The 18,345-nt window shown below is 60.2% G+C and carries 16 protein-coding genes; 13 read left to right on the top strand and 3 right to left on the bottom strand.

The annotated features are described in order from the left end of the window. The first annotated feature begins 290 nt into the window (after nucleotides 1-290). The 3 genes from DY201_RS25060 (at nucleotide 291) to DY201_RS25055 (ending at nucleotide 3,244) form a co-directional block, all read left to right on the top strand. A complete protein-coding gene (locus DY201_RS25060) occupies nucleotides 291-2,351 on the top strand; it encodes a Fic family protein (RefSeq protein ID WP_245432162.1) in 2,061 nt (686 codons plus the stop codon). Nucleotides 2,352-2,419: 68 nt separating this feature from the next. Next, the gene (locus DY201_RS29185) at nucleotides 2,420-2,566 is read left to right on the top strand and encodes a hypothetical protein (RefSeq protein WP_165915988.1); all 147 of its coding nucleotides are present in this window, start codon (nucleotides 2,420-2,422) and stop codon (nucleotides 2,564-2,566) included. Nucleotides 2,567-3,037: 471 nt separating this feature from the next. Further along, nucleotides 3,038-3,244 carry a hypothetical protein gene (locus tag DY201_RS25055; RefSeq protein WP_425358762.1) on the top strand — a complete coding sequence of 69 codons (207 nt, stop codon included), beginning with the start codon at nucleotides 3,038-3,040 and terminating at the stop codon, nucleotides 3,242-3,244. A 216-nt stretch (nucleotides 3,245-3,460) separates the two neighbouring features. Here DY201_RS25055 and DY201_RS25050 read toward each other — a convergent pair whose 3' ends face one another. Together DY201_RS25050 and DY201_RS25045 are read right to left on the bottom strand one after the other, a co-directional pair. Next, entirely contained in the window at nucleotides 3,461-3,805 is a 345-nt protein-coding gene (locus tag DY201_RS25050; RefSeq protein WP_115734053.1) for an NIPSNAP family protein, read from the bottom strand. Between the two features lie 30 nt (nucleotides 3,806-3,835). Next, nucleotides 3,836-4,780: a LysR substrate-binding domain-containing protein gene (locus tag DY201_RS25045; protein ID WP_115734052.1), complete on the bottom strand. Its 945-nt coding sequence runs from the start codon at nucleotides 4,778-4,780 to the stop codon at nucleotides 3,836-3,838. Between the two features lie 327 nt (nucleotides 4,781-5,107). Between DY201_RS25045 and DY201_RS25040 the strand changes: the two genes are divergently transcribed. The 8 genes from DY201_RS25040 to DY201_RS25005 all read left to right on the top strand — a co-directional run bounded on the left by DY201_RS25040 (nucleotide 5,108) and on the right by DY201_RS25005 (nucleotide 13,440). Then, nucleotides 5,108-5,671 carry a cupin domain-containing protein gene (locus DY201_RS25040; RefSeq protein ID WP_131922388.1) on the top strand — a complete coding sequence of 188 codons (564 nt, stop codon included), beginning with the start codon at nucleotides 5,108-5,110 and terminating at the stop codon, nucleotides 5,669-5,671. Then, nucleotides 5,668-6,747 carry a fumarylacetoacetate hydrolase family protein gene (locus DY201_RS25035; RefSeq protein ID WP_115734050.1) on the top strand — a complete coding sequence of 360 codons (1,080 nt, stop codon included), beginning with the start codon at nucleotides 5,668-5,670 and terminating at the stop codon, nucleotides 6,745-6,747. Before DY201_RS25040 ends, DY201_RS25035 begins: the two co-directional genes overlap by 4 nt. A gap of 19 nt (nucleotides 6,748-6,766) precedes the next feature. Further along, complete coding sequence (locus DY201_RS25030; protein ID WP_165915989.1) at nucleotides 6,767-7,192, top strand: RidA family protein; 426 nt, start codon at nucleotides 6,767-6,769, stop codon at nucleotides 7,190-7,192. A 65-nt stretch (nucleotides 7,193-7,257) separates the two neighbouring features. Further along, nucleotides 7,258-8,805 (top strand): sugar ABC transporter ATP-binding protein, encoded by a 1,548-nt coding sequence (locus DY201_RS25025; protein WP_115734048.1) that lies wholly within the window; start codon nucleotides 7,258-7,260, stop codon nucleotides 8,803-8,805. 28 nt (nucleotides 8,806-8,833) lie between these two features. Then, nucleotides 8,834-9,838 carry an ABC transporter permease gene (locus DY201_RS25020; RefSeq protein WP_165915990.1) on the top strand — a complete coding sequence of 335 codons (1,005 nt, stop codon included), beginning with the start codon at nucleotides 8,834-8,836 and terminating at the stop codon, nucleotides 9,836-9,838. Between the two features lie 48 nt (nucleotides 9,839-9,886). Further along, nucleotides 9,887-10,861 (top strand): sugar ABC transporter substrate-binding protein, encoded by a 975-nt coding sequence (locus tag DY201_RS25015; RefSeq protein ID WP_115734046.1) that lies wholly within the window; start codon nucleotides 9,887-9,889, stop codon nucleotides 10,859-10,861. Nucleotides 10,862-10,983: 122 nt separating this feature from the next. After that, nucleotides 10,984-11,691: a cupin domain-containing protein gene (locus DY201_RS25010; protein ID WP_115734045.1), complete on the top strand. Its 708-nt coding sequence runs from the start codon at nucleotides 10,984-10,986 to the stop codon at nucleotides 11,689-11,691. Nucleotides 11,692-11,937: 246 nt separating this feature from the next. Further along, complete coding sequence (locus DY201_RS25005; RefSeq protein WP_207904347.1) at nucleotides 11,938-13,440, top strand: amidohydrolase family protein; 1,503 nt, start codon at nucleotides 11,938-11,940, stop codon at nucleotides 13,438-13,440. 237 nt (nucleotides 13,441-13,677) lie between these two features. Here the strand turns inward: DY201_RS25005 and DY201_RS25000 are convergent, their stop codons facing one another. Next, nucleotides 13,678-14,166, bottom strand: coding sequence for an Lrp/AsnC family transcriptional regulator (locus tag DY201_RS25000; RefSeq protein WP_207904348.1), 489 nt, complete (start codon nucleotides 14,164-14,166; stop codon nucleotides 13,678-13,680). A gap of 145 nt (nucleotides 14,167-14,311) precedes the next feature. Here DY201_RS25000 and mdeB point away from each other — a divergent pair, with 145 nt between their 5' ends. Beyond that, a complete protein-coding gene (gene mdeB / locus DY201_RS24995) occupies nucleotides 14,312-17,005 on the top strand; it encodes an alpha-ketoglutarate dehydrogenase (protein WP_115734043.1) in 2,694 nt (897 codons plus the stop codon). 33 nt (nucleotides 17,006-17,038) lie between these two features. Beyond that, nucleotides 17,039-18,340, top strand: a complete 1,302-nt coding sequence (locus DY201_RS24990) for a 2-oxo acid dehydrogenase subunit E2 (RefSeq protein ID WP_115734042.1) — start codon at nucleotides 17,039-17,041, stop codon at nucleotides 18,338-18,340. The last annotated feature ends 5 nt before the right edge of the window (nucleotides 18,341-18,345 follow it).

Raw genomic sequence — 18,345 nt, 5'->3', positions numbered from 1 at the left:
CCTTTCCCGAACCTATGCGATAATGTCTGCCGGCCAAGATCGCCCCGGCAAATTGACCGCTCGTCGGAGGTGATCAGCCCCGGTTCTCGCTCCGCTGCGCTATACTGAACCTCCTTAGGTCACCTTGTTGACCGATCGAGCCGGACGCGAATTTGCTTCGACATCGCCCCGGCATATCCGTCCTGTTGGACGTGCCGATGTCTGCGCCTTATGCGCTGCTCCTCCACAGGCCAGCCGGAGGTAACTCTTTTCGGCGTGATCCCGGCAAATCAACCCTGAAAGGAACCCACATGGTTCGAACGTTCCGAAGCCTCTTCTTCGGTGGCCTCGCCATGCTCGTGGCTGCCATCTTCCTCAGCATGCCGGCCTCGGCACTCGCTCGCGAATACGGTCTCAATGCCCCGACCGCCACGGCCTACGTCTACGTGCTGTCCGAGTTGGCGCCGACCTATGCGATCCATGTCGCCGAGCAACGGCACGAGATTCGAAGTCGCGACGCCCACGCTGTGGCCTACACCGTTGCCACCCAGCCGCTGACCGCCTGGCGCTTCAACGTCATGCTCGCGCATCGACACGCATATCGCAGTCGCCTGACCCTTTTAGGGCCGGTGCTTACAGCGCGCCGGCCCGCTCCTCCGTTTCTGTGGCTTGCTAAGGGTAGGCTTCTTAAATGGAGGCCACGACACCGGACTTTTGCATTAAAAACTTGTGATTGCACAGCTCTAAAAACTTGTATGTCAACGGCACAATTGACTTGCAATCACACTGCACTATATACTTGTAATCGCACAACGCTAAAAACTTGCAAAGGCACGGCCATGGCCAAGCCCCATGAAAAACTCGCGGAGTCCCTAGCCATCCTCAAAAAGCTGCAAGAGGGCGGGCGGCGCATCTTTAAGTCAGATGAGCTTACCCGCGTTCACCGCGAGCGCCTGCTGCAGAACGGCTTCCTGCGCGATGTGATCAAGGGGTGGGTCATGTCGTCTAGCCCACAGGCTCAGCAACAGGACACCACCCCCTGGTACGCAAGCTTCTGGGAATTTTGCTCCCTGTACTGCAATGAGCGGTTTGGCAAGGATTGGTTCCTGTCGCCCGAGCAGTCACTTTTGCTGCATGCCGAAGCGCCTACCATCCCGCCGCAGGTGGTGGTGAACACGCCTAAAGGTTCAAACAACAAGATCACCCTGCTATTCGAGACATCCCTTTATGACCTCAAGGTCAGGGAGATGCCAGCCGAGCTGACAGAGAAGAACGGCCAGCGCGTGTTCACGGTTGAGGCCGCACTTATCCGCGTGCCGGAGAGTTTCTTCCAGCGCGCGCCGATCGAAATGCAGGTCGCCATGGCATCGGTGCGCGATGTCTCAACAGTACTTGCACTGCTATTAGATGGCGGCCATTCCGCTGTGGCTGGCCGGATTGCTGGCGCATTCCGGCGCGTAGGACGCGACGCCTTTGCCGATGAGATTGTGGCTGCCTTCAAAGCGGCCGGCTACGATCTGCGCGAGGCCGATCCGTTCGCCAGGCAGTCTGGCGTGACCACCATAGCGGCAGGCGTGCCACCGCTGGTTGCCCGCCTGCGCGCTATCTGGGAGTCGCAGCGTGAAGCCATCATCGAGGTATTCCCGAAGGCCCCCGGCCTGCCGTACGACAAAGACGCCTACATGAAGTTTGTCGAGGATATCTACGAGAGCGATGCCTATCACTCACTATCCATCGAAGGCTACAGCGTCACGCCGGAACTCATCGACCGGGTGCGTCAAGGAAGCTGGAACCCGGATATCGATGAGGAAGACCGCAGGAACCGCGACGCGCTGGCAGCGCGCGGCTATTACCTCGCATTTCAGAAGGTCAAAGATTCAGTTGCCGCCATTATCAACGGTGCGCCTGGGGGCGCATTGACGCGAGATAAACATAGGGAGTGGTACCGGGAGTTGTTCGTGCCGTCGGTAACTGCAGGCCTGCTGAAGGCCAGCGCACTTGCCGGCTATCGGAACCATCCTGTGTACCTTCGCGGTTCGCAGCATGTCCCGCCGCGAACAGAAGCGGTGGCCGACGGCATGAGCGAACTTTTCGATTTGCTGGAGGCGGAAAAGGAAGCGTCTGTGCGCGCTGTGCTGGGGCACTGGCTTGTCGGCTACGTGCACCCTTACCCGGATGGCAACGGCCGCATGGCACGGTTTTTGATGAACGCAATGCTAGCGTCGGGCGGCTACCCTTGGACCGTCGTCAGGGTTGATGACCGGAAGGCTTATCTGACCGGGCTGGAAGAGGCGAGCAGCAATATGAATGTGAAGCCGTTTGCAGCATTGCTGGCCGAGCGCGTGAAATGGTCAGCGGACCAGACGAAGTGAGTAGTCATAGATGCGTGGTCAGTCACGCACCCAGACGACCCGCCCGTCGTCTTTGAATCAGTGCGGCCTTGGACGGCCTGACGCTGGATTCCCTCCAGGTCGAAAAGGCTGAAATCGAGCGGCGGCTTGCTGATTTCGACGAACGCATCCAGGCGCAGCTCGTTCGGGTGATGCGGGCGGCCGACAGGCTGGAGGCGATCGGTGCCGAACTATAATGTCTGCCGGCGCCAAGATCACACCGGCGAATTGACCGCTCGTCGGAGGTGATCAGCCCGGCTCTCGCTCCGCTGCGCTATGCTGAACCTCCTTAGGTCACCTTGTTGACCGATCGAGCCGGACGCGAATTTGCTTCGACATCCCCCGGCATGTCCGTCCTGGCGGACGTTCCGATGTCTGCGCCTTATGCGCTGCTCTTTGCCCGCCGAAGGTAATTCTCTCTTCGGCCCATTGCTCCAAGGAGCAAGCAGGGCAGAAGGCAGGCGCATCGAGGCGAAGCTGTTCGCTGCTCCAGCTTGTCTGCACGATTTCCGAGATGTGCAAGGTCCCCACGGTCATTGCCCCTCCCTGCGGGCGGAAGCCATCTGTCTATTACGAGAGGGCCTGTTCCGCATGGTAGGAGAATTCGCCGCGGCGGTCGAAACGGACAATCGCCGTGTAGCGCCGCAGCGTCAGAAGACAACCTGCCGATGCTGGCATCGGAAGAGTTCGGCGTGTTCGACCACAATGCGGCTTCGGCGATGTTCTTCCTGGGAGCAGGCGGGCGGCACCCGGCGCTGCACAATCCAGACTATGACTCCCCTGACGATGTGATCCCGATTGCGTCAAACCCCTTCTTCGCCTTTGAGCGCGGCATGGGTCGATGGCCTAAAGGCAACCGCTATCAACTTTCGTAATCTCTGCGACCAAGTTCATCAAGGCACGCATCAGACTGTCTTCGCACATAGACACGCTGAGCGTAATCAACACGGGCAGTTCGGCGCCACGGGAGTGTTGGCCTTGCCGAGTTCGGCGTCTGCATGGGCATCGATGACCATGGCCGCGGCGATAGAGCGGAAAAATCCTCGCGAGGCCCGATGCATATAATCCTGAATGGCGCCTGCGCATGCCAGTCAGTCGGCTGCTAAAAAGGCTGTCGTTGTTCCATACAGAGCCGGTTTTAAGATCGAGTTGGTGACTTTGGCGACAAGTGGACCAGCGGGCTCGCTAAGCTTCCTGGCCAACTGCCACCGCGGATCCGTAGCAAAGGCGGGCCATTTCGCCTCTCGTTCGGCGAGGTCTTCCCAAGCTAGCATGTAGTGGAGAGATTGGTCGTTTTCGCCGATCGCGGTTGTCCAGAAACCGAGTGATCGGATACCCAACTCGTTCCAGATCGGCAACGCATGATCCTCGAAACGCTTGAGGACCAGAGGTAGCTTTCCCGGCACGCATTCGTAGTAGCGTAGCTCATATATCATTGGGTATGTCCACACATCTGAGTGTCGGTTCTACTGGGCCGCCCTTGCCGCCTGCCTATGCGGGTGCAGGGCGGCGACAATTGGCGGCAATTGTTCGGTAATGTGGTCAAGCAATGCTCGGACAGCTGGCAACACACCTTGCTTAGATGGCAGCAAGGCGCTGACCATGGTCGCACCGGCAGTCCATTCAGGCAGTATATGAATGAGTTCGCCTGTCCTGATGTCATCGCCGCAGACAGATGCCGGCAACGCGGCGATGCCGGCGCCAGCGCGGGCAGCCGCGGCGACAGCAAAAATGTCGTTGCTGGCAAGGCGGGGCGTAAGGCATTGACATGATTGCCGATTGGTCGAGGTTTCGGTCAGGTCCCACCTAATCTGAGTGGACGTCTCGGACGTCGCCAGCATTTGGTGTGACATAAGATCGTCGGGACCGGCCGGCGGTTTCGAATGTGCAATATATTCACGGCTGGCAACCAGATGCCGTGGCTCGATCAGCAGCCGACGCTGGATCATGGTTGAGTCATCGAGTGCATCTTCATGAGACAGAATGAACAGGTCCGACATCCGGTTGGTCATATCCGCAGGCCGGTTCAGCACTTCCTGCTTGACGTGGGTGTTCGGAAAATTACGCAGGAACGCTGGCATGATCTCCGCAAAGCAAAGGCGCGAAACTGTAGGGGAGCTCGACAGCCGGATCGTGCCCGTCTGGTCGACGAGCCTGCGCTTGACTGCCGTCTCAGCCGCTCGTGCTTCCAGCATCATTTTTCGAGCGTGCTCGTAGAATTCGCTGCCTAATTCGGTAACGAGGAAGCTGCGCGGTGTTCTCTGGATCAGCCTTGCCCCCAAACGCGCCTCTAGCTCGGCGATCCGCCTGCTGAGCTTCGACTTCGGCAGGCCTAGCACTTTGCTGGCGGCAGTGATGCCACTGTTTTCCACGACTTGAGCAAAGTAGTAGTAGTCATTGAAATTAATCAATGATTTCTCCCATTCGGATTATTGGCCGGCCAGTGGGGCCTCATTGTCATCGAGGTCCTTGGCGCCTTGCAACCTCAGCCGCTGTAGTGCGGTTCTTGTCGGTATGCAAAAAATGGCAGAAAATTTCGTGATAGGCAATAAAAACCGCCATACTTTTTCATTTGCAAAAATTATGGCGTGGTGATCAAAATCGAAACATAAAGTTCCGGATTTGCAGTCTGGTGGCTCGCATGGGCAGATGCGACGGTGGCGATTAGAGGCGCGGCGGGCGGCAAGCAATACGATAGAGCCCCGCTGACGCAAGGTCGCTTCGTCTTGGCAAACGCAATGAAGGAAAAAATGTCCAGCCCTCATCCAGACCAGAATATTGACCATGTGCGCTTCTACCGCGCGCCTGACGACAACAGGACGATCGCTATCTACATCGGCGGCCACTTCAGCGCGTTCGACAGGTTCCCGCCATTCATGGAAACCGAGGATGAAATCCGTCATGTCCAGGAAGCCTACAAGGTGGCGGACCCGACACTTGAACGCACCACGAAAGCCCATGTGACGGACAATGGCTGGCCGTTGCAGATCATCATGCTCGAGCGCCAGAAGGGAGCGATCACCCTTCCTCACTATCACGTGCCGAATGAGCCACTCCCCCCGCTGCCTACCAGACACCAGATTCTCATGTGTCAGAGCGGACGCGCTCGGGTCGGCATCTTCACACGGCAAGGCGTGTCCTTGGGTGACGTCTTTCTCGAACCCAACGACCTTTTGTTGATGGCCGAAGGCCACGAGGTCGAGTTCCTCGAGCCAAGAACGCGTCTGATCGAAATCAAGCAGGGACCTTTCCCCGGCACCGACGCCGACGACAAGGTTGATATTGCGCAGGTGACACAATGAAGATTGCAACATTTCGAATTGATGGCCCGCTTGGCCCGGTCGACAGGTTCGGTATCGTCCGGATCGATGCTGCCAACAGCGATCCGGTCGCGGCCGCCAGGGATGGCAAGGGCTGGATCGTTGACGTCAACGCCGCCTACGCAGCGTTCTCGGCGGCCAGGGGCAAACCGTGCCCCTCTTTGCGCGCCGACGCTTTCGCTCCAGCCGATCTCCATGCCGTGGCGCTCCTATATGGGCCGTCCCTCGATCCGGTTCGTGAAATCGAGGACTGGCTTGTGGCTGAGTGGGATGACATCGCCGCAACCAAATTGCGCGGACCGAAGGGCGAAGCGCTTGCGCATCGGCTTGCGGATGTAAAGCTCATGCCGCCGATCAAGGTGCCGGTGTTGCGCGACTTCGCCGCCTTCGAAGACCATCTCTTGTCGACTTTCGGCAAGATGGGCCTGAAGCTGCCGCCGGAATGGTATGAACGTCCGTTCGCCTTCAAGGCCAATCCAACCTCGATCATTGGCCACGATCACGACGTGCAGTGGCCCGAATATACCAAGAAGTTGGATTTCGAACTCGAGATCGCTGCTGTCGTAGGGCTCTCGGCGCGTAACGTCGATGCGGCCGAGGCCGGTAAGCATATCCTTGGGTACACGCTGCTCAACGACTTTTCGGCGCGAGACACTCAACGCGGCGAGATGGCCAATAACACCGGTCCGTTCAAGGGCAAGGATTTTGCCTGGGGGCTGGGGCCTTGGATTGTAACGCCTGATGAAATGCCAGACGTTCTCAACACGCCGATGCGCGTGCTGGTCAATGGCGAGGTCTGGGCTGAATCGACGCCCGGCGAAATGCAGTGGAGTTTCGAGGAGATGATCTCCTACACCTCGCAGGACGAGACGGTGAATGTTGGCGACGTAATCGGTTCCGGCACGGTCAACCATGGCTGCGGTTTCGAACTCGAGCGGTGGATTTCGACCGGTGATGTCGTCGAACTCGAAGCTGCCGGCCTGGGTGTCCTGCGCAACCGCATCACGCCGCCCCGCTCGCAGAAGGTCAACTGGCGCAACATCCGCGCCGCAGCCTGACAACGATACGGAGGAGGCCATGATGGCGATACAACCAGTGCATCCGCGATCGGAAGAGGCCGCGAATATGCCTTACGCTCCTGCAGTGGAGGTGACCGGCTTTGGCGGGTTGCTGTTTATCGCCGGCGCCACGGCCTCCCCCCTCTACCATCAGCATCCGCATGTCGCGGAGGAGCATGTGCTGCCCCATGACATGCGCGAGCAGACGCGCCTGGCATTGGCAAACATCAAACTTGTCCTGGATGCCAAGGGATTGACGTGGCGCAACGTGGTGAAGCTGACGAAGTACGTTACCGATATGCGCGACATGGATGACATGTACGCCGTGCTCAACGAGCATTTCGGAGACTGGCGACCGGCTGGAACGCTGGTGGCAATCAACAATCTGAGTGCTCCGGGCGCACGGGTCGAACTTGACATGATCGCTGCTATTCCGGCGGCCTAGTTTAGGATGCGTGGCCTGGCGGTCGTATTTCCACGCTGCATCGACATGGTCTGGGAGGGCAAGAGATGGCGCAGTCTGACAATCTGGAAGGCGAAGTGCCGGTCCTCGCCGTCGACGCTGTCGGCAAAGACTATCCGGGTGTGCGCGCGTTGCATCAGGTCAGCCTCGACCTGCGCCGTGGCGAGGTCCATGCGCTGGTTGGTGAGAATGGCGCGGGCAAATCAACGCTGATCCGTATCCTGTCGGGGGACGCCCAGCCGAGTGAAGGCAGTGTGATGCTCGACGGACGGGCTGTCAGCTTTGCTTCGCCGGGAGAGGCAAGGCGGGGCGGCGTGGTCACGATCTTTCAGGAGTTGATGATCGTTCCCGGCATGACGGTGGCCGAAAATGTCGTGCTCGGCAACGAGCCAGGATCGGGTATCGATCGCCAACTTTTCAACCGTCGCGCCGCCGAAAGCATTGCCCGCGACATGTTCCGGGCGCTCGACTGCGAAGAGGAGATCGACCCGCGCGCATTGGCGGGCTCCCTCTCTACCGGGCAGAAACAGATTGTCGAAATTGCCCGGGCCCTGGTGCTCAGGGCCCCGGTCATTATCCTCGACGAGCCCACGGCTTCTCTTTCGGACAAGGAAGCGGGCGCTTTGTTGAGAATACTGCGGCGGCTGAGAGCCGAGGGCACGGCGATTCTTTATGTTTCGCACCGTCTGAACGAAGTGCTCGAACTTGCCGACCGCATCACCGTGTTGCGCGGTGGCCAGCACGTGAAAACACTCCCGACGGCATCGCTAAACGGTGCCCATGACCTGATCGAGCTGATGGTCGGGCGCCCGTTGACAGAACTTTTTCCCGAGCGAAACCGTCGTATCGGAGAGCCGGTGCTTACGGTGCGTAATCTCGGCCGCGACGGCGTATTCAACAATGTCAGCTTTGATGTGAAGGCCGGTGAGGTGATCGGATTTGCCGGCCTGGTAGGTGCCGGACGCACGGAGATCATGCGCAGCATTTTTGGAGCCGATCCGCGAGACCGCGGGGAGATTGCCAAGCGCGGGGTGGCAATAACAATCCGTGCTCCGACCGATGCCATCCGCAACGGCATGGCCTACATCCCCGAGGACCGAAAGGATCAGGGTCTGGTTACCACCCTTTCCGGCCATGAGAACCTGCTGATGGCTTCGATGGCCGATTACTGTCGCGGTGGGTTCATTTCATGGACCCGTGCCAAGACGGCCGCGCGTGACATGGCCAGGAAGCTGCAGTTTCGTGGCCAGCTGGCCAAGTCGGCGCGTACCAACTCCGGCGGCAACCAGCAGAAGCTGGTGATCGGCAAATGGATGTTGTCGCGCCCTGAGATTTTCATTTTCGACGAACCGACGCGTGGCATCGATGTTGGCGCAAAGGCCGAGATTTATCGGCTGATCCAGGACCTTGCCGGTCAAGGTGCTGCCATTGTCGTCGTTTCGTCCGAGATCTCGGAACTGCTTCATCTGTGTCACCGAATTCTCGTGGTGGCGGCGGGGGAGATTCAAGACGAACTGCTCGAAGACGAGTTCGACGAGCGGCGTATTCTGGCGGCAGCCTTCAAGGGGCATGCCATGTCCGCTTCGGCAGCGTAACGCCGCAAGAACGCAGGGGATTGGTGATATGCAGGCTTACGGTGAAAAAACACAACCGCTTGATGGAGCACGCTACTGGCGCCAGATACTGGTGCGTATCGTGCGTGAACGCGGGATGGAAATCGCATTGCCAGCCGCGACGATCGGCATGGTCATTTTGTTTTCGGTTTTCTCCGAGGTCTTTCTTACAGCCCAGAACTTCAGGAACATCGGCGTGGCCGCGGCCGCGCTTGCCGCCGTTGCGTTCGGCCAGACATTTGTGATTCTGACGGCCGGCCTCGACCTTTCCGTCGGCTCGACAGTTGCGCTCGTCAGTGTCGTATTGGCTTTCGTCATGCGTGAATATGGCATTGCACCGGGGATTGTGGCCGCGCTGATATGTGGTGCGTGCGTCGGATTGGTGAACGGGCTGATCATCACTCGCCTGCGTGTATCCCCGTTCATCGCCACGCTCGCTATGCTTTCTGTGACCGCGGGCCTGGCGCTCAATCTCGCCGGCGGCGTTCCCATTCCCGGTCTGCCTTCCAGCTTCGGGCAACTCGCCTATCGATCGATATTGGGTATTCCGATGCCAGTACTTATTGCGGCCGTGACGCTGCTATTGGCTGAAGTTGCCCTTCGCTACACGCGCTTCGGGCGCCATGTCCGCGCCGTCGGTGGCAATGAGGAGGCGGCTCGTCTTTCCGGCATCCGTGTCGAGCGCATCAGGATTGCATCCTATGCTTTCTGCGGGCTGACTGCCGCAATCGGAGCTATCATTCTTACGGCGCGTGTTTCCTCCGGGCAACCGACCCTTGGCGCTACGTTGCCACTAGAATCTATCGCTGCGGTCGTGCTCGGCGGTGTGTCGCTCGCCGGAGGGCGAGGATCGGCAATCAACGTCGCCTTTGGCGTCGCCTTCATCAGCATTCTCGCCAACGGGCTCAACCTGCTTAACGTCTCATCATACACGCAAATGATGATCATCGGAATGTCGCTGATCGCAGCAGTGGCGCTGGACCAAGCGGGCATGCGCCGCAAAGCGGGACACTGACCGGCCGCAGGGAGAGCGACCACAACCAACAACAAAGGGGAAGGAAAAATGAAATACAAAGGGATCTTTAGCGGCTTGACTTGGGCAGTTGCACTCGGTGCGGTGCTCGCAGTTCCAGCCACCGCGCAGGATGTGAAGCCGATAATTGGGCTGTCAAAGCCTAATCTCAAGGGCCCCTATCCCACCGCTGAGCTGTACGGGATTCTCGACGAGGCCAGCAAGCTAGGGTTCGAGGTGGTGGTGCAGGACGCGGGCGGCTACGCCAATATCGACAAGCAGCTCGACCAGGTTTCGAACCTGGTCATCAAGGGGGTCAAAGCGGTTCTGATCGATCCGGGCGATCCAGCAGCTCTGAATGGCGTCGCGATGCAGGCACGCGGGGCAGGGATATTCCTTGTCGGCGCTGGCGTGAATGTGGTCGCCAGCGACGTCGAGCCTGACGCTGCGGTGTCGTCCAGCCATTGCAACATCGGTCGCGAACTGGCCGCAGGCGCCAAGAAGCTGATGCCGGCAGGCGGTACAATCGGACTGCTGGCGGGCCCTGCAGGTTCGTTCTGGGCGGTCGAACGGCTCAGATGCTTCAAGGAGGACATTGCCGGCACCAACATCGTAGTGGTTGCAGAGATGACAAGCGAGCAAGACGCGGCGATTTCGCTTACTCGCGCGAGCGAGATGCTTCAGCGCAATCCTGATCTCGACATGCTGTACGGTGCGGATGACGTTTTCGGTGTCGGGGCAGCGCGCGCGGTGAAAGCCGCGGACCGCTGCGGCAAGACCAAGGTGATCTTCTCGGTTCTTGGTGAGGAAGCGGAAGAAATGATGCGGGCCGGTTGTGCGGACTATGTCGTAGCCCAGCAGCCGGTGCTGATTGGACGCACCGAGGTCCGCGTGGTCGCGGATCTGATGAAAGGCATCAAGCTTGATCCGAAAATCATCGACGTGCCGTTGATCGCCGTGACGATGGATAATCTGGAAACCGTGGATCGGGCCAACATGCATCCTCCCAAAGGATGGCGCCCGTAGGAGGCGCGCGACCCGGCGCTGCGAAATCCGATGGACGGCGCTGCGCCGGGGTCTCTTTTCACTCGAAGGCACGAGGATCTGACCCTGATGACTTCTACGGCTGATCTGATAATCGGTTTCTTATGAAGAACGGTTCAAGCTCCAAGTTGAAGACTGTGGCCGACAGCATTGCCGACAAGGCGAAGCCGGAACGAAAGAGGCGCGCCGAAGCGCTGCCTAGTAACGCGAGGGCTGCTGCTATCGACACCACCGAACCTGCGGCACTTGAGGCCGTGCGCATAGGTCGCCGGCTGCAGACAATGCGGCGGGCACAGGGCCTTACACTGGTCGATCTCGCCAGCAAGGCGAATTGTTCGGCGAGTTTGGTGTCGCGCGTGGAGAACGGCCGGCTTCTGCCTTCGCTGTCGGTGCTGCACAAGCTGGTTGCCGGTCTCGGCACCAGCATGGCTTCCTTCCTTTCCGGCTCGGAAAACGAGAGTTGCATGCTGGTCCGTGCGAGTGAACGGAAAGAGGTCGCGCTCGACTATCTGGGAGATCCTCATCAAGGGGTCAGGATCGAGCAGATCATTCCTCATTCCCCCGAACGCACGCTGCAGGGAAATCTGATCACCATTACCGCTGGCCATGGTTCAGCCGGCGACTATTCGCACGTGGGAGAAGAGGCCGGTTTCGTTATGGATGGCTTTATCGAGCTAACCATCGACAAGCAGACTCATGTTCTCGGCAAGGGTGACTCGTTCTGCTTCCGCTCGGAGGCGCCCCACTCGTTTTACAATCCTGGTCCGGGCGAGGCAGTGGTCCTCTGGATAAACACGCCGCCGACATTCTAACGACGGATCCGACAAGAGCTTCGCCCGCACGCGTTGGTGGGCAATGCCCTCCTGTGTGAATGCTACGCCGGTTCTCCGGCTTGGCGATGCGTCGCGTTGTCCATCGAAACGGCCTGGCGGAATTGGAACTTTAAGTTCCAGAACTGATGCCTGTTGCTGACCAGGATGCAGTGCGACCATCTCCGATGACAGCCGAATAGCTGCTGCGCCCGCATTTTCCACTTTGTATCGATGGAGGAGAACCAGATGACCGACATCACACGTAAGGAGTTTCTTAAATTGGGCGCAACAGGGGCCGCGGCCATCGCTGTAGCCTCGACCAATCGCCCTGCGCCTGCTGTTGCGGCGGTCGGGGGAGCAAAGCGCGCAATACTAATCCAAGGCGCCGACGTCTTGACGATGGACCACAAGCTGGGCGAGCTAGCTGGTGCGGATGTGCTGATCCGGGACGGAAAGATCGCCAACATCGGAATAGGCATCGATGCCGGCGACGCCGAACGGGTCGATGCGGCCGGTATGATCCTGATGCCGGGCATGAACGATGGTCACAGGCATCTTTGGCTGGGCCTTCACGCCGGCAGACTCGTCAAGACCGATCCGCAGAAATACTCCGGCTACCAAAGATGGAAAATGCGCACCATGGTGTGCATGACGCCGGAAGATTTCCATCTCGCCGGATATGTCGGCGGACTCCAGGCGATCAACTCGGGCGTGACGAGCGTGCTGGACTACGCCCATGCCCACCATACCAAGGAAAAGGCGCTCGCTGGGGCACGCGGTTTCGTCGCATCCGGCGTCTCCGGGGTGTTCTGCTACCAGGCATCTCACAATCCGACTTATGGACCCGGGGACACAGTACCAGAAGCGCAGGCAACGGCCGAAAGGAACGGGGCGCCACAAGAGTCCAACTATGAGACGGCAGCACTGCTTCGCGAGATGTTCTCCGAGGAGAGCGATAGGCCGGTGAAGTTTGGCATCGCAATCAGCGAGGGGTTGGGCCAGCGCAGTATGAAAGACATGAAGGTGGAGTTTGAACGCGCTCGTTCGTTCAATCCGCATTTGATATGCTGCCATCTCCACAAACCGAAACCAATGCCCCCCTCTGGTGTCTATCGCGGCATTGCCGACCTTCATGCCGCGGGTCTGCTCGGCCCGGATTTTCAGGTTTCTCACGGCGTTGAGATGTCGAATGCCGAACTCGAAATGCTCCGAGATTCCGGTGGGATGATCTGCTCCTGTGCGATGGGGGAATTTCCTTATCCTGCAGCCTCCATTCACGGTAAGGCACGGCAGATGGGAGTCCCCGCAGGGCTCGGGCTCGACGTGAACATGGCGTTGACCGATGACTATTTCGAGCACGTCAGGGCAGGCTTTTGGAGTCTATATCGTTCAGCGGAATACTCCGAAATTGCCAAGGAGTATAAATCTGCGGACGTGCTGGACTTCGTGACTAGATGGGGCGCCAAGGCCATGCGCCTGGGCGACGCCACGGGGTCGATCACTATTGGAAAGCATGCCGACCTAGTACTTCTCAGGACATCGCGCATCGGCTTTGCCACCTTGGGCAGCCTGGCGGATCGCGTTGTGAATTTTGCCGGCTTGTCCGACATTGACAGCGTTTGGGTGCGCGGCGTCGCACGCAAACGACACGGCGAGATGATCGGCATCGATTGGGCAAGCCTTCGAGCACAAGTGGTCGATGCTCAGCAGCGGATCGAGCGCGACGCCGCATCCGTAACCCTGACCTGATTATTCAGCTGACATCACGCCCAGTGGCTGATCGCCTCCTCGCGCGCAGGGGAAACTCAAGGAGTTGGAGAGCCATCATGCTCACTGAAAACCCCTCCGCCAATATCGCCGCAAATAAGGGCGACCCAAACAAGACGACCGTATGCTCGGTCCTGCCACCGGTCGCGTTTCCGCATCTGACCGCGGCGACATAGCATGATAGCGAGGCTGCTCGACATAGACACGGGTCCACGCGGGCTATCGACGCGCGCGCGGGCTGGCAAGCTGCTCCAGTGGGAGGGCAGTCTTGTACTTGACCTGCTTGAGGGCAAAGCTCGAGCGGATGTTGGCGACACCGCGCGTCTTGGACAGGCGGTCGACGATGAAATGCTGGAGCGCAACCGTGTCCCGCACGACAACGCGCAGCAGATAGTCGGAATCGCCGGTCATCAGATAGCACTCCATGACCTCGGGAAAGCCGGCCATCGCCGCCTCGAAAACATCGAGCAATGCCTCGGTCTGCTTCTCCAGTGTCACCTGGATGAAGACGCTGACATCAGCGCCCAGCAGCATCGGATCGAGAAGGGCGACGCGACGGGTTATGATGCCCGCCTCGTCAAGTGCGCGCACGCGGGCAAGGCACGGGGAGGCCGACAGCCCGACGCGCGCGGCAAGCTCGGCGTTTGTCAGGCTGGCGTCCTCCTGGATTTCCGAGAGGATACGCATGTCTATCGCGTCGAGATGCATGTGCAGCATATCCTGCTGAATGGAAAATACACTGCAGCATTATCTGCTGCATTTGCCGAAATTTGCAACACCTTCGGCAGGAAATGCCGGAGCCTTGCCGCTATCCTCGCGCGCAAGTGGAAATTCAAGGAGCTGGAGCGCCATCATGCTCACCAAGACCCCGTCCGCCCCCATCGGTGATGCCAGCGCCGGATTTGACGGCGACCCGCAGGAGACAGCCGACTGGCTGGCCTCGCTCGAGTCCTTGTTCGTCAGTTCGGGCGGCACGCGGGCCGAATTCATCCTCGGAGAACTCGACCGCAAGGCCAAGGAACTCGGCATCGTGCATGAGCCGCTGCCGTATTCACCCTATCGCAACAGCATTTCGCTCGAAAAGCAGCCGCCGTTCCCAGGCGATCTTGGCATGGAGGAACGCATCACCGCGATCATCCGCTGGAACGCGCTGGCGATGGTGGTGAAGGCCAACAAGGCCTATGGCGAGCTCGGCGGCCACATCGGCAGCTATGCCTCTGCAGCGGAGATCTTCGAGGTCGGCTTCAACCACTTCTTTCGCGCCGACACTGGTGCGGGCGACGGGGACGTCGTGTTTTTCCAACCGCATTCGGCGCCAGGCGTGTATGCGCGCGCCTATCTGGAAGGGCGGCTTTCGGAAGAGCATCTCCAGCATTACCGCCAGGAGATCGGCGGCACCGGCCTGTGCTCCTATCCGCATCCCTGGCTGATGCCCGACTTCTGGCAGGTGCCGACAGGGTCAATGGGCATCGGTCCGATCACCGCGGTCTACCAGGCCCGCTTCATGCGCTACCTCAACGACCGGAGCCTCGCCGATACCGAGGGTCGCCACGTCTGGGGGGTGTTCGGTGACGGCGAGATGGACGAGCCGGAATCGATCGCCGGCCTGTCGATCGCGGCACGTGAAAAGCTCGACAACCTGACCTTCATCATCAATTGCAACCTGCAGCGGCTCGACGGCCCGGTGCGCGGCAATGGCCAGATCATCCAGGAACTGGAAAGCACTTTCCGCGGGGCGGGTTGGAACGTCATCAAGGTGCTGTGGGGTTCGGAGTGGGACGCGCTGTTTGCACGCGACACCCAGCACGCGCTGCTCCGTCGATTTGCCGCCACCGTCGATGGCAAGTACCAGACGCTCGGCGCCAAGGATGGAGCTTACAACCTGGCGCACTTCTTCGAGGAGGATCCCGAGGTCAAGGCGCTGGTCGCCCATATGTCGGACAGCGACATCGACGCGCTGAAGCGCGGTGGTCACGACTTCCGAAAGTTGTTTGCGGCCTTCGAGGCGGCAAGGGCCACCAAGGGTCGGCCGACTGTCATCCTGGCCAAGACCAAGAAGGGTTTTGGCATGGGCGCTGCCGGCGAGTCACGCATGACGGTGCATCAGTCAAAGAAGCTCGACGTTGAAGCCCTGCTGGCTTTCCGCGACCGCTTTGCCTTGCCGATCAGCAACGAGCAGGCAGAGCAGGTCACGTTCTACAAGCCGGCTGAAGACAGCGCCGAGCTCAACTATCTCCGGGCGCGCCGCGAGGCGCTTGGAGGCTACCTGCCGGCGCGTCGCCGAACAGCCGATCGGGTGGCGATACCACCGCTGGCAAGCTACGCCGATTTCGCTCTCAATGCCGAGGGTAAGGAGATGTCGACGACCATGGCCGCGGTCAGGTTGCTTGGCAACATGATCAAGGACAAGGAGATCGGGCCGCGCATCGTGCCGATCGTCGCCGACGAGGCGCGTACCTTCGGCATGGCCAATCTGTTCCGCCAGGTCGGCATCTATTCGCCGGTCGGCCAGCTCTACGAGCCCGAGGATGCCGGCTCGATGCTGTATTACAAGGAGGCCAAGAACGGGCAACTGCTCGAGGAGGGTATCACCGAGGCCGGCGCAGTCTCGTCCTGGGTGGCTGCCGCCACGTCCTACAGCGTGCACAACCTCGCCATGCTGCCGGTCTACATCTACTATTCGATGTTTGGCTTCCAGCGTGTCGGCGATCTGATCTGGGCAGCGGCCGACCAGCGCTCGCGCGGCTTCCTGATCGGGGCGACCGCAGGCCGGACCACGCTGGCCGGCGAAGGCTTGCAGCACCAGGATGGATCGAGCCTTCTCGTTGCGTCGACCGTTCCAAACTGCCGCGCCTATGACCCGACCTTCGCCTATGAGCTGGCGGTCATTCTCGACCATGGCGCCCGCGCCATGATGGAAGAGGGCAGGGACGAGTTCTATTACGTCACTGCGATGAACGAGAACTACGCCCAGCCGTCGATGCCGGCAGGCGTCGAGGCCGACATCATCAAGGGGCTCTACCGGATCGCCAGCCACAAGCCCAAGAAGAGTGCCGGGCACGTTCGCTTGCTCGGTTCCGGCACCATCCTCCCGCAGGTGATCGAGGCAGCACAGATGCTCGCCAACGATTGGGACGTCGCCTCGGAAGTGTGGAGCGCCACCAGCTTCTCCGAACTGTCGCGCGACGCAAGGGAAGCGGATCGACACAACCGTTACAACCCGCTCGCTGAGCCAGTGGTCAGTCATCTCGCCGGGTGCCTGCCGGGCACGGCGCCTATCATCGCTGCCACCGACTATGTCCGCGCCTATCCGCAACTGATTGCGTCATACGTCGAGGCGCCGTTCACCGCGCTCGGCACCGACGGCTTCGGTCGTAGCGACACGCGTGCCGCGCTGCGCGACTTCTTCGAGGTCGATCATCGCCACATCGCGGTGGCTGCCCTTGCAGCACTCGCCACCGAAGGTTCTGTGACGCGTCAGACGGTTGCCGATGCCATCGCCCGCTACAGTCTTGATGCCGCGATCGATGCGCCTTGGTTGCGCTGATCGGGGTCGAGTTCCAGTTCTGAAAGAGTTGATATGAGCCAGCAGATGGAAGTCAGGTTGCCTGACATAGGCGACTACAAGAATGTGCCGGTCGTCGAATTCCTGGTGAAGCCGGGCGACGTGGTGGCGGTCGAAGACCCGCTGATGACGGTCGAATCCGACAAGGCAACGATGGAGATTCCGGCGCCTTTTGCCGGAACCGTCAGGGAGTTCGCAGTGGCGCTCGGCAGCCGCGTGTCGCAGGGCGCGCTGCTGCTGACCATCGATGCGACCGCGCCGGCCACGGTGCCTTCGGCAGCCACGCCAGAAACCAAAAAGACCGAAGCCGCTGCCGCCGTTCCACCCGTTAGGGCAGGACCGCCGGCCACGGCGAAGGTGGCACCGGCTGCACCAATGGCGAGCACTTTGCCAGCGGTCACGACGCAGACCGCTTTCGGAGCCCACGCGACGCCGTCGGTGCGCGCCTTCGCCCGTGAGCTTGGCGTCGAACTTGGCATGGTAAAGCCTTCCGGCGCAAAGGGCAGGATACTGCGCAACGACATCACAGCGCATATCAAGGAGCGCCTCGCCGGAGGCTCTCCAGTGCAGGTGCCCGGTTCCGCCATCGGCGCCGGCCTGCCGGCCTGGCCTGCGGTCGACTTCGAGAAGTTCGGCCCCGTCGAACGCCAGCCGCTGTCGCGCATCCAGAAGATCTCGGGCGGCAATCTCACCCGCAACTGGCTGACCATTCCGCATGTCACCAACTTCGACAAGGCCGATGTGACCGGGCTCGAGGAATTCCGCAAGGAGCTCAATGCAGCCAACAAGGACGCCAAGGTTACGATGGTCGCCTTCCTGATCAAGGCTTCGGCGCTGGCGCTCAAGGCGTACCCACGCTTCAACGCCTCGCTCGACGGCGAGGAGCTGGTGCTCAAGAACTATGTCCATATCGGCTTTGCCGCCGACACGCCCAAGGGGTTGATGGTGCCGGTGATCCGCGATTGCGACCGCAAGGGCGTTCTTGAGATCGCAACGGAAATGCGCGCGCTCGCCGACAAGGCGCGCGGCACCGGGCTGTCGGCCGTCGATATGCAGGGCGGCTGTTTCTCAGTGTCGTCGCTTGGCGGCATTGGCGGGACAGGCTTCACGCCGATCATCAATGCCCCCGAAGCAGCGATCCTCGGCGCCGGTCGCTCAGCGATAGAGGCCATCTGGGATGGCAAGGCTTTCCAGCCGAAGCTGATCATGCCGGTTTCCCTGTCGTGGGATCACCGCGTCGTCGATGGCGTTGCCGCGGCCAGGTTCCTTGGTCACATCGCCGCCCTTCTGGGCGATTTCCGCCGCGCGATCGTTTGAGGCGA

It is taken from the genome of Aminobacter aminovorans, assembly GCF_900445235.1.
GTDB classification, from domain to species: Bacteria; Pseudomonadota; Alphaproteobacteria; order Rhizobiales; family Rhizobiaceae; genus Aminobacter; species Aminobacter aminovorans.
This window is presented reverse-complemented; position numbering and strand designations above follow the sequence as displayed.

Excerpts from the sequence above, each read along its gene's own strand:
- DY201_RS25000 (WP_207904348.1), bottom strand. The coding sequence starts at position 14,166 with ATGCATCTCGACGCGATAGACATGCGTATCCTCTCGGAAATCCAGGAG.
- DY201_RS25015 (WP_115734046.1), top strand. The coding sequence starts at position 9,887 with ATGAAATACAAAGGGATCTTTAGCGGCTTGACTTGGGCAGTTGCACTC.
- DY201_RS25040 (WP_131922388.1), top strand. The coding sequence starts at position 5,108 with ATGAAGGAAAAAATGTCCAGCCCTCATCCAGACCAGAATATTGACCAT.
- DY201_RS25055 (WP_425358762.1), top strand. The coding sequence starts at position 3,038 with ATGCTGGCATCGGAAGAGTTCGGCGTGTTCGACCACAATGCGGCTTCG.
- DY201_RS24990 (WP_115734042.1), top strand. The coding sequence starts at position 17,039 with ATGAGCCAGCAGATGGAAGTCAGGTTGCCTGACATAGGCGACTACAAG.
- mdeB (WP_115734043.1), top strand. The coding sequence starts at position 14,312 with ATGCTCACCAAGACCCCGTCCGCCCCCATCGGTGATGCCAGCGCCGGA.
- DY201_RS25030 (WP_165915989.1), top strand. The coding sequence starts at position 6,767 with ATGATGGCGATACAACCAGTGCATCCGCGATCGGAAGAGGCCGCGAAT.
- DY201_RS25005 (WP_207904347.1), top strand. The coding sequence starts at position 11,938 with ATGACCGACATCACACGTAAGGAGTTTCTTAAATTGGGCGCAACAGGG.
- DY201_RS25010 (WP_115734045.1), top strand. The coding sequence starts at position 10,984 with ATGAAGAACGGTTCAAGCTCCAAGTTGAAGACTGTGGCCGACAGCATT.
- DY201_RS25035 (WP_115734050.1), top strand. The coding sequence starts at position 5,668 with ATGAAGATTGCAACATTTCGAATTGATGGCCCGCTTGGCCCGGTCGAC.
- DY201_RS25025 (WP_115734048.1), top strand. The coding sequence starts at position 7,258 with ATGGCGCAGTCTGACAATCTGGAAGGCGAAGTGCCGGTCCTCGCCGTC.
- DY201_RS25020 (WP_165915990.1), top strand. The coding sequence starts at position 8,834 with ATGCAGGCTTACGGTGAAAAAACACAACCGCTTGATGGAGCACGCTAC.
- DY201_RS25050 (WP_115734053.1), bottom strand. The coding sequence starts at position 3,805 with ATGATATATGAGCTACGCTACTACGAATGCGTGCCGGGAAAGCTACCT.
- DY201_RS25060 (WP_245432162.1), top strand. The coding sequence starts at position 291 with ATGGTTCGAACGTTCCGAAGCCTCTTCTTCGGTGGCCTCGCCATGCTC.